Below are 13,637 nucleotides of genomic sequence, written 5' to 3' on the forward strand. Positions count from 1 at the left end.
CTAAGCAATATGTAAAGCGTCACCCAGCGGACTTTGTTCGCCAAAAATTCCCAATATGTCTGACAAAATGCATAATCAAAAAAATCGTCTGTGATTACCGTGGGACGCAAGGCGTTAAGTGTTGCTGTAGCCTCGTCCTTGTTCATGTTGTCCAGTGCGCATGCTACCGGTCTCGGTAAGCTGACCGTGCTCTCCGCTCTTGGGCAGCCCTTGCGCGCAGAGGTAGAACTGACCTCTCCTGCCAAGGAAGAGATCGATTCCCTGGTGCCCAAACTGGCATCCCAGGAAGCTTTCAAACAGGCGAACATAGACTTTAATGTCGCATTATTGTCACTGCGTTTTGCAGTTGAACAGCGCGGCGCAAATTATGTCATCCGCATCAGCTCATCCCAGGCAATGAACGAGCCTTTCGTTGATATGCTGCTGGAGTTAAACTCTGCCAATGGTAAGCTGCTGAGAGAATACACCTTCTTGCTGGACCCCGCTGAATTGCGAAACAGTCAATCTGTGCAAGTCAGTAATCCCGTCGTTGTTGCTAACCAGCCACAAAATACATCTGCATCTAATGCAGCCAAAAACACCCGTGCAAATACGGTTGCAAATAATCCCGGCTTGAGAAATGACAGGTCACCAGCACCAAAAAACGGTGAAGCCGGCAAGGAAATCAAATCTGCCGGCGAATATCAGGTCAAGGCTGGTGATACTTTAAGCAAGATAGCCGGTAGTTACCGCGCTGAGGGCGTTTCCCTTGATCAGATGCTGGTCAGTATTTATCGTGCCAATCCACAGGCTTTTGCCGGTAATAACATGAATCGCCTGAAGTCCGGCCAGATTCTGAACGTGCCGGATGCTGAGTCTGCCAATGCAAGCGCTGGAAGCAGCACTGAAGCTCATTCTGTTGTGGTCGCGCACGCCGCTGATTTCAATGCATACCGCAACAAGCTGGCAGGTCAGGTAGCAGAGGCTCCAGCAGAAAAAACACCTGCCACCAAGCAAAGTGGTGCCGGCAAGATCACTGCCAAGGTAAAAGAAGTACCAAACGCAACGACTGATTCGCCAGATAAACTGAAATTGTCCAAGGCAGGATCAGCGTCGGCACGCGCCTCAGGCAAGGGCGGTGAAGAAGACAAGCTTGCCAAGGAAAGGGCAACGCAAGAAGCTAATGCACGCGTCAAGGAACTTGAGAAAAACGTCAGCGACCTCAAGGGCTTGCTCGAAGCACAGAAGATAGAAATCAAGAACAAGGAACTGGCAGCCAAGCAGGCAGAGCTGGCCAAGGCTAAACCTGAAGCCAAGGCAAGTGCTCCTGCATCAGCGCCAGCGCCAGCGGTTGCAAGTGTAGCGTCTGCTCCTGTGACTGCCCCCGCGCCTGCACCAGCTTCAGCGCCAGCGTCTGCTCCGGCATCTGCCTCTGTTCAGGCCAGTGTACCTGCGCCGGCAAGCGCTCCAGAGGCAGCAGCATCTTCCGCTTCTGTTGCTACGCCAAAACCGCCGGTCAAGCGCAAGATAACTGCGCAACCTCCGCCGCCACCTCCTGAGCCAAGCTTCTTCGACAGCATTTCTGACTATCTGCTGCCAGGTGGTATAGCATTGCTGGCCATTCTGGGTGGCGTTGGCATCTGGACCAGCCAGCGCAAGAAAAAATTGCAGCAGTTTGAAGACAGCATCCTGACCGGTTCCAGCATGAAGGCCAACTCCATGTTTGGCTCTACAGGTGGTCAGAGTGTTGATACGAATAACAGCGTATTCAATTCCAATTTTGCACCATCTGCGAGCCAGCTGGATGCCAATGAAGTTGATCCGGTCGCGGAAGCCGACGTATATATCGCTTACGGCCGTGACTCTCAGGCAGAAGAGATCCTGAAAGAAGCATTGCGTACTCAGCCAGACCGTCATGCGGTCAGGGTCAAATTGCTGGAAATTTATTTTGGTCGTAAGGATGCCAAAACCTTTGAGCGTCTGGCCAGTGAATTGTATGGCATGACCAGTGGCGAGGGCGATGATTGGGCGCAAGCTGCTTCCATGGGTATTGTGCTTGAGCCCGGCAATCCTTTGTATGCCGGTGGCAAAGCAAAGGCTGACATGGCCGCAGCATCTGGTCTGGGTTCTGGTACCCAACCATTGGAAGATCTTGATCCGGAGGCGCTGCTGGCTAATTCCCTGTCCCAGGACATGCTGGAAGCCATCAGTATCATCGATACAGCCCAGCGTGATGGTGGTGCTGCAAAAGCCAGTGCCGCTCCAGAAGAGGCCGCGATGGATGAGCATGCCCTGGATTTTGATCTCGATATCTCGGCCATTCCTGAGCCAGAAGTACCAAAAATCCCTGAGCCTGTTGCCCATGCTGCGCCTGCCGTAGAACCTGCTGCAGCACCAGAAGTTGATTTTGGTACAATAGACTTTGATTTTGGCAGCAAGGATGATGTGCCGGCACCTGCTCCCGTATTTGCAGAGGCAGCCCCTGTCGTTGCAGCAGAGCCAGAAGCTGAGAAGTTTGAACTGGACCTGGGTCATATAGATTTCGCATCAGACAAACCTGCAGCAGATCATTTGTCTCTGGATATCTTGCCGCCGGATGAAAAACTGGATGAAAATCTGCTGGCAGCATCCCTGGCTGAAGAGTCAGCAGAGGCTCCATTGCCTGAATTGACAGCGCAAAAAGCGGAAGCTGATGCCATGTCAGCCTTTGAATTTGATCTGTCCGGCATTGATCTTGATCTGGACCCGGGCGCGCCTGCAGCACCGGCAGTAGAGGAGGCACCAGCGCACAATGCTGAAATGGCAACCAAGCTGGATCTGGCAGTTGCCTATCATGAAATAGGTGATAAAGAAGGTGCCCGCGAATTGCTGGATGAAGTACTCAAAGGCGGCACTTCTGATCAGGTAGAAAGAGCCAAGTCCATGATAGCTCAAATGGCTTAATGGTCTTGTCGTAGTCATAACGGGCGCAGCGCATGCTGGCGCCCGTTTTGTTTTTTTGGAAATCGCATTGTGTTGAAACGATTAGTGTTAGGTGTGCAGTACGACGGCAATTCCTGGCAGGGCTGGCAAACTCAGCCTTCTGGTAATACCGTGCAAGACGTGTTGGAACGGGCCTTGCAACGATTTACCAAAAGTGACATCAAAACCACTTGCGCCGGGCGCACTGACGCTGGCGTACATGGTATAGAGCAGGTCGTCCATTTTGATACCGAACTGGTGCGCGAGCCTTATTCGTGGGTAAATGGTGTGAATGCTTTTTTGCCCCCCAGTGTGGCTGTGCAATGGGCCAAGGAATTGCCTCTGGACCCTGAGTCTGAAGACAATTTCCATGCGCGTTTCAGTGCCCGCGCCCGTACTTATCATTATATTTTGCATAATGCGGCCATCCGTTCGCCCATGTGGCATGGCCGGGCAGGCTGGACTTTTCGGCCACTTGATGTCGAGCGTATGTGTGCTGCTGCTTCGCACCTGCTGGGCGAGCATGATTTTTCTGCTTTCCGTGCCTCTGGCTGCCAGGCTAAAACCCCGGTCAAGCACATGTATGAGATACGGATACAGCGCCAGGGTGAAATGATTATCTTTACTTTGCGCGCCAGCGCCTTCCTGCATCACATGGTCAGGAATATTGTTGGTTCCCTGATCTTTGTCGGCACTGGCAAAAGAGAGCCGGAATGGATGGGCGAGGTGTTGCTCAGCAAGAACCGTGAAATTGCTGCGCCTACCTTCATGCCTGATGGTTTGTACCTGGCCAAGATAGACTATGAAGATAAATGGGGCTTGCCACAAAGGGATTTAGTGGAATCCCTGGCTTTCTTGTCTTTTTTGTAGTGATCAACTGACATCATGCCGACGATTTCTCGGCTTTCCGGGGTGAAATCCGGTAAAATGGCGTTTTGCAAAACCCAAACTGAAGGCGCTCGCCTGGGGAAACTTGCCCAGCTCAGAGCGCTTTTTTTATAGCTGGTATTCGCTTCACCTTTGTTTTTTTCGTAATTTCAATGAATAACATCCGCAATTTTTCAATTATTGCCCATATTGACCACGGCAAATCCACGCTGGCAGATCGTATTATCCAGCTTTGTGGCGGCCTTTCCGACCGCGAGATGGAAGCGCAAGTGCTTGATTCCATGGATATTGAGCGTGAACGTGGTATCACGATCAAGGCTCAGACAGCGGCATTGCATTACAAGGCACGCGACGGTCAGATATACAACCTGAACCTGATCGATACTCCCGGTCACGTCGATTTCAGTTATGAAGTCAGCCGTTCCCTGTCTGCATGTGAAGGCGCACTGTTGGTCGTGGATGCATCACAAGGTGTAGAGGCACAGACAGTAGCCAACTGCTATACCGCCATAGAACTGGGTGTAGAAGTTGTACCTGTCCTCAACAAGATTGATTTGCCTTCAGCCGACCCTGACAATGCCTGCAAGGAAATCGAAGAAGTCATCGGCATAGACGCTTCAGACGCGGTGCATTGCTCCGCTAAAACCGGCCTGGGTGTTGAAGATGTCTTGGAGTCCCTGATTGTTAAGGTGCCACCTCCGCAAGGCGATCCAACTGCGCCTTTGCAAGCACTGATTGTCGATTCCTGGTTTGATAATTACGTCGGCGTTGTCATGCTGGTGCGTATCAAGAACGGTACTTTGCGCCCGAAAGACAAGATTTTGTTCATGGCGACAGAAGCACAGCATCTGGTCGAAAGTGTCGGCGTATTCACACCCAAGTCCTTGAGCCGTACTGAGCTGACGGCAGGCCAGGTAGGCTTCGTGATCGCTGGCATCAAAGAATTGAAATCGGCCAAAGTCGGCGACACGATTACGGTTGCCAACAAACCTGCAGCAGCACCTTTGCCGGGCTTTAAAGAAGTGCAGCCGCAAGTGTTTGCCGGTCTGTTCCCGGTTGAGGCCAATCAATACGATGCCTTGCGTGATTCTCTGGAGAAACTCAAGCTCAACGATGCCGCCCTGATGTACGAACCTGAAGTGTCACAGGCGCTGGGCTTTGGCTTCCGCTGTGGTTTCCTTGGTTTGCTGCATATGGAAATCGTCCAGGAACGCCTGGAACGTGAATTCGACATGGACCTCATCACCACTGCCCCAACCGTGGTGTATGAAGTGGTCATGGCTGATGGCACCATCCTGATGGTGGATAATCCTTCCAAGATGCCTGAACCATCCAAAATAGAAGAGATACGCGAACCTATCGTCACCGTTAATCTCTACATGCCGCAAGAATATGTGGGCTCGGTGATTACCCTCTGTACCCAGAAACGCGGTGTGCAGATGGACATGAATTACCACGGTCGCCAGGTCAAGCTGACCTATGAAATGCCGATGGCAGAAATCGTGCTGGATTTCTTTGATCGCCTGAAATCCACCTCGCGTGGCTATGCTTCCATGGACTATGAATTCAAGGAAAACCGCGCATCTGACGTCGTCAAGGTCGATATGCTGATCAATAGCGAGAAAGTAGATGCGCTGGCGATTATTGTCCATAGGGCAAACAGCCATTTCCGTGGTCGCGCTGTCGCTGCCAAAATGCGCGAACTTATCCCGCGCCAGATGTTTGATGTGGCTATCCAGGCGGCAATTGGTTCCAATATCATCTCACGTGAAAACGTCAAGGCCTTGCGTAAAAACGTTTTGGCCAAATGTTATGGTGGTGATATCAGTCGTAAGCGCAAATTGCTGGAAAAACAAAAAGCAGGTAAGAAACGCATGAAGCAGGTCGGCTCGGTAGAGATCCCGCAAGAAGCGTTTTTGGCGATTTTACAAGTGGATGAAAAATGAGTTTCCAATCAATCCTGGGCAATTTCGCCCTGATCCTGTTTGTCCTGACCATAGTAACTGGTGTTATCTGGTTTCTGGATGTTTTTGTCTTTGCCAAGCAGCGCCGCCAGAATGCTGACAAAGCGCTGGCCGAATATGATGCGCGCCGTGCCAAGCTGTCCGCCGAGGGCATACGCCTGGAAGAAAATACCCGTCATGACATAGAAGCCAGTCTGCTCAGGCAACCAGTCTGGATAGAATATTCTGGCAGTTTCTTCCCGGTGATTGCCCTGGTATTTTTCTTGCGCTCTTTCTTGTTTGAGCCTTTTAAAATCCCTTCCAGCTCAATGTTGCCGACATTGTATGTTGGTGATTTGATACTGGTGAATAAATTTACTTACGGCATACGTTTGCCAGTGATTAATAAAAAAATCATCTCTATCAATGATCCACAAAGAGGAGATGTCATGGTATTTAAATACCCTGAAGACCCCAGCGTGGACTATATTAAACGTGTGGTCGGTGTGCCTGGTGATAAAATTGTGTATAAAAACAAACGTTTATCAGTGAATGGTAAAGAAGTTTCATATACGGATATGCCAGACTTCCGTGATAATCTTAATTATCTGAAACAATACAAAGAGCAGTTGACAGGCGTTACCCATAATATTCTTGTCAATGAGCAAAAACCGGTTTACGACAGAGGCCAGGTGCTCGATTTTAAGGATAAAGAGTCTTGCTCTTATGAAATTGACGGCTTTAGCTGTACTGTTCCACAGAATCGCTATTTCATGATGGGTGACAACCGTGACAATAGTGCTGACAGCCGCTACTGGGGTTTTGTGCCAGATGAAAATATTGTTGGAAAAGCATTTTTCATCTGGATGAATTTTGGTGATATCGAACGCATTGGTAGTTTTCATTAAATTTCAGTTTTAATCAGGAAAAATCTATGTCAAATATTCAATATTCCGCATTCAAAAAACAAAAAGGTATCACCCTGATCGGCTTGATCATGGCGATTGCCGTCATCATTGTCGTTGCCATGGTTGCAATGAAAGTGGTGCCTACCGCGATTGAATATAACTCCATCAATAAAGCGATGAATAACGTCAAGAATGGCACCAATCCAAGGGAAATACAGATCGCCTTTGATAAGCAAAGGGAAGTTGGTTATTTTGATGCAGTGACAGGCAAGGACCTCCTTATCATTAAAAATAACGAGGGCGGATATGACCTGCATTTTTCTTACTCCAAAAAAATTCCCCTGGTTGGTCCAGCCAGCATATTGATGGAGTACTCGAACACTACTGCAAAGAATGGTGTCGTCATTACAAAACCTGCCAAGGCAGAATAAGCTACTCGTATGAATCAACAACTATTGCAGAAAAGGCTGGGGCACCAGTTTAGCAACCCCGCTTTGTTGCAGCAGGCTTTGACACATCGTAGTCATAGTGTTTTGCATAATGAACGCCTGGAATTTCTTGGTGACTCAGTATTGAATTGCGTGGTCGCCTCCCTGTTGTTTGACAGTTTTGCCAATATTGATGAAGGTGATTTGTCGCGTGTACGTGCCAATCTGGTCAAGCAACAGTCGCTGTACGAAATCGCCCAGAGAATAGAATTGTCGCAATTCTTGCGCCTGGGTGAGGGGAATTGAAATCTGGTGGATTCCGTCGCCCATCCATTCTCGCTGATACGCTGGAAGCCTTGTTTGGCGCGATTTTCCTCGATGCAGGTTTTGATGCCGCACGTGAAGTGATACGCGCACTGTATGCGCCTGTGCTGGCCAGTGTTGATCCTACTACTTTGGGCAAGGATGCCAAGACCCTGCTGCAAGAATTCTTGCAAAGTAAAAAAATCGCTTTGCCACAATATAATGTAGTGGCAACCCATGGTGCTGCACATAATCAGGAATTTGAAATTGAATGCCTGGTTCCCAAACTGGAAATTCAAGTATTTGGCACGGGCGGTAGCCGCCGTGCAGGCGAGCAGGCAGCCGCCAAGCTGGCACTGGAAACAGCCCTGGCCATGCTGGTGCGTTCACCTGCAGCGAAAAAAGCCAAGCCACGCGCATCCCAGCTCAAACTGGCAGGCATAGCGACTGTGCAAGGTGATGCTGCTGCGGCCGTGGCTGAGACAAAACCGCAATCAGCCAGACAAAAAAGCCTGCTGGATGCAGAAACACCCAAGGCCGAGAAGACAAAAGCCAGCAATAGTGCCGCTAACAGCGAGGCTGAAGCAGATGAAGTGCTGGCCCATGATGTTCACCCCGAGACTCACCCTAAGACTGCCTGACGACCGCATGACTGAATTAATAGACAATCCTGATTTCCGCTGTGGTTATATCGCCATCGTCGGGCGGCCTAATGTCGGTAAATCGACCCTGATGAACGCCCTGATAGGCGCCAAGGTCAGTATTACCTCGCGCAAGGCACAAACCACGCGCCACCGTATTACCGGCATACAGACCAAAGACAATACCCAGTTTGTGTATATCGATACACCGGGTTTTCAGACCCGCCACTCAAATGCGTTGAACCGCACGCTGAACCGTACTGTTACCACGACGCTGACAGCTGCAGACGTGATTTTGTACATCATAGAAGCAGGTACATTTGGCCCCGCAGACCAGCAAGTGATCGATTTGCTGCCCAAAAATGTGCCATGTATCCTCGTCATCAATAAATCCGACCGCGTCAAAGACAAGGCCGTGATGATGCCGTTTGCCCAAAAGGTGGCAGCATTGCATAATTTCGCTGCGATCGTGCCAGTGTCTGCGACCTTGCGCTTCCAGCTGGAAAACCTTGAAGGCGAAATCCGCAAATACCTGCCGCTGAACCCGCCTATGTTTGGCGAGGATGACATCACCGACCGCAGCGAGAAGTTCCTTGCCGCAGAAATCGTCCGTGAAAAACTGTTCCGCTTCGTTGGTGATGAACTGCCTTACACCAGCACCGTGTTGATAGAGAAGTTTGAGCAAGAGGGTAATCTGCGCCGTGTCTTTGTTGCCATCCTGGTCGATAGGGATGGTCATAAATCCATGGTCATAGGCAACAAGGGCGCACGCCTGAAAGATATCTCCACCCAGTCGCGCCAGGATATGGAAAAACTGTTTGGTGGCCCCGTGTATCTGGAAATCTGGGTCAAGGTCAAATCCGGCTGGGCAGACAATGAAGCCGGTTTGCGTGCCTACGGTTACGAGTAAAACCATCCATGGATGAGCAGGCAGTCGCCGTGCAGGAAGACAGCGCCGTAACAGATGCGGCGGCTGTGCCGCCAGCGCCACCTGTTGTCAAAAAAACTGCAGCCCGACCACGGACACCTAAAGCAAGCACGGCAAGTTCAGCGACCTCACGTGTTGCCAGCAAATCCCTGGCCAAAGATTTGCGCATACTGGAGCAGCCAGGTTTTGTCCTCCATTCCTGGCCGTACAAAGAAACCAGCCTCATCATCGATGTATTGACGCGCGACCATGGCCGCATCGCCCTGGTTGCCAAGGGTGCAAAACGCCCTCATTCACAATTACGCAGTGTCTTGCAAACTTTCCAGCCCTTGCAACTGGGCTGGACAGGCAAGGGCGAGATTCGCACGCTGACGACAGCAGACTGGGTGGGCGGCATGCTGCCGCTGGAAAAATCAGCCTTGCTCTGTGGTTTTTATCTCAATGAATTACTGGTCAAGTTTCTCATGCGAGATGAAGCGCACCCCGACTTGTTTGACCTGTATGTTTCCACCTTAAATCAACTCGCGCATGATGAGCCTGCCACTATCGTCCTGCGCCGCTTTGAACTCGCACTATTGCGCGAATCCGGTTTGCTGGGTGACCTGACACGCTGCACTCAAGAGCGAGAACGCGTGCAGGCAGAGCAGTTCTATGTGCTTGACCCGGAACGCGGCCCCAGGCCAGCCATGTCCTCAGACAATGTACCCAGGGTCAGTGGCAAAACTTTGCTGGCCATGCAGCGCGGCGACTATACTGAGCAAAGCACACAACTGCAAAGCAAGTTGCTGATGCGTTTTTTGCTTGCCCATCATTTGCATGGTGCTGCGCTGAATACCCGGCAAATACTGATTGATTTGCAAAATCTATGAATATCCATCAACAAAGCCAGTTGATAGAACTGGGCATCAATATCGACCACGTTGCCACCCTGCGTAATGCGCGAGGTACGACTTATCCAGATCCCTTGCAAGCCGCCTTGCTGGCAGAAGAGGCAGGTGCAGATTGCATTACCCTGCATTTGCGTGAAGACCGCCGGCACATCCGCGATGCAGACGTAGAACAGTTGCGTCCACGCATCTTGACGCGCATGAACCTGGAAACAGCCATCAATAATGAAATGCTGGATCTAGCCTGCCGCATTCTGCCCCAGGACGTTTGCCTGGTGCCGGAACGCCGTGAAGAAGTCACAACTGAAGGTGGCCTTGATGTTGCCCGTGACTTTGTCAGAGTGCAAGCTGCGGTTCGGCAATTGCAAGAGGCAGGCATACGTGTGTCACTCTTCATTGATGCAGATGAGCAGCAGATACAGGCCAGTTCAGAAGCAGGCGCAAACGTCATAGAAATTCATACTGGCCGCTATGCTGATGCGGCTGATCCAGAGTTGCAGGTGAAAGAGCTGGCGCGCATATCTCAAGCCGCTATCGCTGGCATACGCCATGGTTTGAAAGTGAATGCCGGACATGGATTGCACATGACTAATACTGCCGCAATCGCTGCCATCCCTGAAATTTCAGAATTGAATATAGGCCATGCCATCGTCGCTCAAGCCCTGTTCGTAGGCTGGCAAAAATCCATCAGCGACATGAAGGCCCTGATGGTCAAAGCTCGCCTGGCAAGCTTGCATAAAGTGGCCTGAGATGATTTACGGCATAGGCACCGACATCGTACAAATCTCGCGCATGCAGGAAGCCATTGCGCGTAACGGTGAACGCTTTGCTGAAAAAATCCTGGGGCCAGAAGAGCTGGCGATTTATCGCGAACGCAAAGCTCTGGTTGAAGCACGCGGCCTGCGTTATCTGGCCACCCGCTTTGCAGCAAAAGAAGCGTTTTCAAAAGCAGTGGGCATGGGCATGCGCGACCCCATGAACTGGCATGCCATGCAAACCCTGAATAACGACCAGGGACAGCCCGTCGTGCAGACCAACGGTAATATGCAGCAATGGATGCAGGAGCGTCACCTGCAGGCGCGTATCTCTGTCAGCGATGAAACTGATTATGCCATCGCCTTCGTCATCATCGAACTGAACAATTCCTGCTAAAGTAGCGGCTTCTACCTTCTACCAGCGCCGCAGATTGATTGCATCATGACCGAACCAAATATCTCAGAAGCACGCCAGCAGGTGCTCGATCTGGTTGCCAAATTACCCAACCTGCCGGGTGTATATCGCTATTTCGATAGCAATGACCAGGTGCTGTACGTGGGTAAGGCGCGTGACTTGAAAAAACGCGTCTCCAGCTATTTTCTCAAAAACCTCTCCAGCCCGCGTATTGCGATGATGGTAGAGAAAATCGCCAGGCTCGAAACCACGGTCACCCGCAGCGAAGCTGAAGCGTTGATCCTTGAGAACAACCTCATCAAGGCCCTGAAGCCGCGCTATAACATCCTTTTCCGTGATGACAAGTCTTACCCTTACCTGAAAATCACTGCGGAAAAAACGCCGCGCATGATGTATTACCGTGGTGCGATAGATAAAAAACATCAGTACTTTGGACCATTTCCTTCCGGCTGGGCCGTCAAGGAGTCGATGCAGATATTGCAAAAAGTTTTTCTGCTGCGCAGTTGCGAAGACAGCGTATTTGCCAACCGCACCCGCCCATGTCTGCTGCACCAGATCAACCGTTGCAGTGCACCCTGCGTCAATATCATTGCGCCTGAAGATTATCAGCAAGACGTTAATAATGCGGCTGACTTTTTGCGTGGCCGCCAGCTCGAAGTCATGCAGACCCTGGAAAAAAAGATGCTCGATTTTTCCATGGAGCTCAAATTCGAGCAGGCAGCAGCCGTACGCAACCAGATGCAGGCCCTGTCCAAAGTCTTGCATCAGCAAAGTATGGAAACCGCAGGCGATGTCGATATCGATATTTTGGCTGTGGTAGTGGAGGGTGGGCGTGCCTGTGTTAACCTGGCCATGGTCAGGGAGGGCGACATCTGGGCGACCGCGCTTATTTCCCCACTCATGTAGATGATGCAGTCAGCGTCGCAGAAAATGAAATCGAGGTTGAGGTCATCTCTGCCTTTCTGGCACAGCACTATGTCGATCAGTTCATTCCTTCGACCTTGGTCATGAACGTGGAACTGGATGCACCCGACCTCATGCTGGCACTGGCCGAGCAATGTGGTCATCGCATTCATCTGTCCTTCCAGCCTCAGGAGCAACGCCGCGCCTGGCTGGATATGGCCGTCAAGGGTGCCAGGCTGGCACTGGCGCGTATGCTGTCTGAGCAAGGCTCGCAACAGGCCCGTACCCGCGCACTGGCAACAGTGCTTGAGCTGGATGTCGAAAATCTTGAGGAATTGCGTGTAGAGTGTTTTGATATCAGTCACACTCAGGGCGAAGCCACACAGGCATCCTGCGTCGTATTCCACCACCATGCCATGCAAAACAGTGAATACCGCCGCTTCAATATCAAGGATATTACTGGGGGCGACGATTACGCTGCCATGCGCCAGGTGCTGTTCCGCCGCTACGAAAAAGTCGCTAGTGGTGACACCAGTGGTGACGGGGCCAATGAGCGCCGCATGCCAGACATCGTCCTGATTGACGGTGGCAAAGGTCAGGTCGAGATAGCCAGGCAAGTCTTTGTCGAACTTGGCCTCGATATCAGCCTCATCGTCGGCGTCGCCAAAGGCGAGGGCCGCAAGGTCGGCCTTGAGACCCTGGTGTTCGTTGATGGCCGTGCAGAAAAGGAACTGGGTAAAGAATCTGCTGCCCTTATGCTGATCGCCCAGATCCGCGACGAGGCCCACCGCTTTGCCATTACCGGCATGCGTGCCAAGCGCGACAAGGCCAGGCAGACCTCGCAGTTGGAAGAGATAGAAGGCATAGGCCCCAAGCGCCGCCAGCGTCTGCTAGTGCGTTTTGGTGGTTTAAAGGGTGTCAGCGATGCCAGTGTCGCCGATTTGGCCAGCGTAGAAGGTATTTCCCGCCAATTGGCAGAAGAAATTTACAAGCGGCTGCGATAGGGAAATATAATTGCGTCAGACGCTGGCATTGTAGTCAGCCTGCCTGATGCATAAACCGAATAAAACCAAAAAAGACATGCCTTTCAATTTTCCTATCCTGCTGACCTGGCTACGTGTCGCGTTGATACCGCTGGTGGTTGGTGTTTTTTACCTGCCCGAAGTCTGGTTGACGCGGTTTGAACAAGGTGTCGTTGCTACCGTCATTTTTATTGTTGCGGCGGTGACCGACTGGTTTGACGGTTTCCTGGCAAGGCGCTGGAACCAGACTTCCTCATTTGGTGCTTTCCTCGACCCGGTGGCAGACAAACTGATGGTCGCAGGTGCATTGCTGGCACTGGTTCAGTTGGACCGCGTCAATACTGTTTTTGCTTTCATTATCATAGGCCGTGAAATCACGATCTCTGCGCTGCGTGAATGGATGGCGCTGATTGGCGCCTCCAAGTCAGTCGCAGTCAGCTCTCTGGGCAAAATCAAGACAGCGGCACAAATGACTGCGATACCTATGCTGTTATTTAACGATGTCTTGTTCGGCGTAATCGATACCAGCTTCTTTGGCTCATGGTTATTGATTATTGCCGCCATCCTCACAGTCTGGTCCATGTTCTATTACCTGCGCAAGGCATGGCCTTTAATCAAGGAAACTACCGATAAAATGGAATAGATGTGGAATAAGCGTGGAATGATCTTGGAATGG

Annotated in this window: 10 protein-coding genes and 2 pseudogenes; all 12 read left to right on the top strand. The window is 51.1% G+C overall.

Annotation, left to right across the window (positions count from 1 at the left end):
• Window positions 1–99 precede the first annotated feature (99 nt).
• The 12 genes and pseudogenes from UNDYM_RS09865 to pgsA all read left to right on the top strand — a co-directional run bounded on the left by UNDYM_RS09865 (window position 100) and on the right by pgsA (window position 13,604).
• Window positions 100–2,922 carry a FimV/HubP family polar landmark protein gene (locus UNDYM_RS09865; RefSeq protein WP_232063911.1) on the top strand — a complete coding sequence of 941 codons (2,823 nt, stop codon included), beginning with the start codon at window positions 100–102 and terminating at the stop codon, window positions 2,920–2,922.
• Between the two features lie 72 nt (window positions 2,923–2,994).
• A complete protein-coding gene (gene truA / locus UNDYM_RS09870; RefSeq protein WP_162044545.1) occupies window positions 2,995–3,810 on the top strand; it encodes a tRNA pseudouridine(38-40) synthase TruA in 816 nt (271 codons plus the stop codon).
• Window positions 3,811–3,980: 170 nt separating this feature from the next.
• Complete coding sequence (gene lepA / locus UNDYM_RS09875; RefSeq protein WP_162040892.1) at window positions 3,981–5,774, top strand: translation elongation factor 4; 1,794 nt, start codon at window positions 3,981–3,983, stop codon at window positions 5,772–5,774.
• Window positions 5,771–6,679, top strand: coding sequence for a signal peptidase I (gene lepB / locus UNDYM_RS09880; protein WP_162040893.1), 909 nt, complete (start codon window positions 5,771–5,773; stop codon window positions 6,677–6,679). The genes lepA and lepB overlap by 4 nt, the downstream gene beginning before the upstream one ends.
• A gap of 26 nt (window positions 6,680–6,705) precedes the next feature.
• On the top strand, window positions 6,706–7,110 hold the full coding sequence (locus UNDYM_RS09885; protein ID WP_162040894.1) for a DUF4845 domain-containing protein: 405 nt from the start codon (window positions 6,706–6,708) through the stop codon (window positions 7,108–7,110).
• Between the two features lie 9 nt (window positions 7,111–7,119).
• A pseudogene (gene rnc, locus UNDYM_RS09890) lies at window positions 7,120–8,051 on the top strand (ribonuclease III).
• A gap of 7 nt (window positions 8,052–8,058) precedes the next feature.
• Window positions 8,059–8,961: a GTPase Era gene (gene era / locus UNDYM_RS09895; protein WP_162040895.1), complete on the top strand. Its 903-nt coding sequence runs from the start codon at window positions 8,059–8,061 to the stop codon at window positions 8,959–8,961.
• Between the two features lie 8 nt (window positions 8,962–8,969).
• On the top strand, window positions 8,970–9,848 hold the full coding sequence (recO, locus tag UNDYM_RS09900) for a DNA repair protein RecO (RefSeq protein WP_162040896.1): 879 nt from the start codon (window positions 8,970–8,972) through the stop codon (window positions 9,846–9,848).
• Entirely contained in the window at window positions 9,845–10,615 is a 771-nt protein-coding gene (pdxJ, locus tag UNDYM_RS09905; RefSeq protein ID WP_162040897.1) for a pyridoxine 5'-phosphate synthase, read from the top strand. Before recO ends, pdxJ begins: the two co-directional genes overlap by 4 nt.
• A 1-nt stretch (window position 10,616) precedes the next feature.
• Complete coding sequence (acpS, locus tag UNDYM_RS09910; protein ID WP_162040898.1) at window positions 10,617–11,018, top strand: holo-ACP synthase; 402 nt, start codon at window positions 10,617–10,619, stop codon at window positions 11,016–11,018.
• A 45-nt stretch (window positions 11,019–11,063) separates the two neighbouring features.
• A pseudogene (gene uvrC / locus UNDYM_RS09915) lies at window positions 11,064–12,943 on the top strand (excinuclease ABC subunit UvrC).
• Window positions 12,944–13,019: 76 nt separating this feature from the next.
• A complete protein-coding gene (gene pgsA / locus UNDYM_RS09920) occupies window positions 13,020–13,604 on the top strand; it encodes a CDP-diacylglycerol--glycerol-3-phosphate 3-phosphatidyltransferase (protein ID WP_162040899.1) in 585 nt (194 codons plus the stop codon).
• Window positions 13,605–13,637 lie beyond the last annotated feature (33 nt).

Source organism: Undibacterium sp. YM2 (genome assembly GCF_009937975.1).
Taxonomy (GTDB): Bacteria; Pseudomonadota; Gammaproteobacteria; order Burkholderiales; family Burkholderiaceae_D; genus Undibacterium.

Excerpts from the sequence above, each read along its gene's own strand:
- lepA (WP_162040892.1), top strand. The coding sequence starts at position 3,981 with ATGAATAACATCCGCAATTTTTCAATTATTGCCCATATTGACCACGGC.
- lepB (WP_162040893.1), top strand. The coding sequence starts at position 5,771 with ATGAGTTTCCAATCAATCCTGGGCAATTTCGCCCTGATCCTGTTTGTC.
- UNDYM_RS09885 (WP_162040894.1), top strand. The coding sequence starts at position 6,706 with ATGTCAAATATTCAATATTCCGCATTCAAAAAACAAAAAGGTATCACC.
- era (WP_162040895.1), top strand. The coding sequence starts at position 8,059 with ATGACTGAATTAATAGACAATCCTGATTTCCGCTGTGGTTATATCGCC.
- recO (WP_162040896.1), top strand. The coding sequence starts at position 8,970 with ATGGATGAGCAGGCAGTCGCCGTGCAGGAAGACAGCGCCGTAACAGAT.
- pdxJ (WP_162040897.1), top strand. The coding sequence starts at position 9,845 with ATGAATATCCATCAACAAAGCCAGTTGATAGAACTGGGCATCAATATC.
- acpS (WP_162040898.1), top strand. The coding sequence starts at position 10,617 with ATGATTTACGGCATAGGCACCGACATCGTACAAATCTCGCGCATGCAG.
- pgsA (WP_162040899.1), top strand. The coding sequence starts at position 13,020 with ATGCCTTTCAATTTTCCTATCCTGCTGACCTGGCTACGTGTCGCGTTG.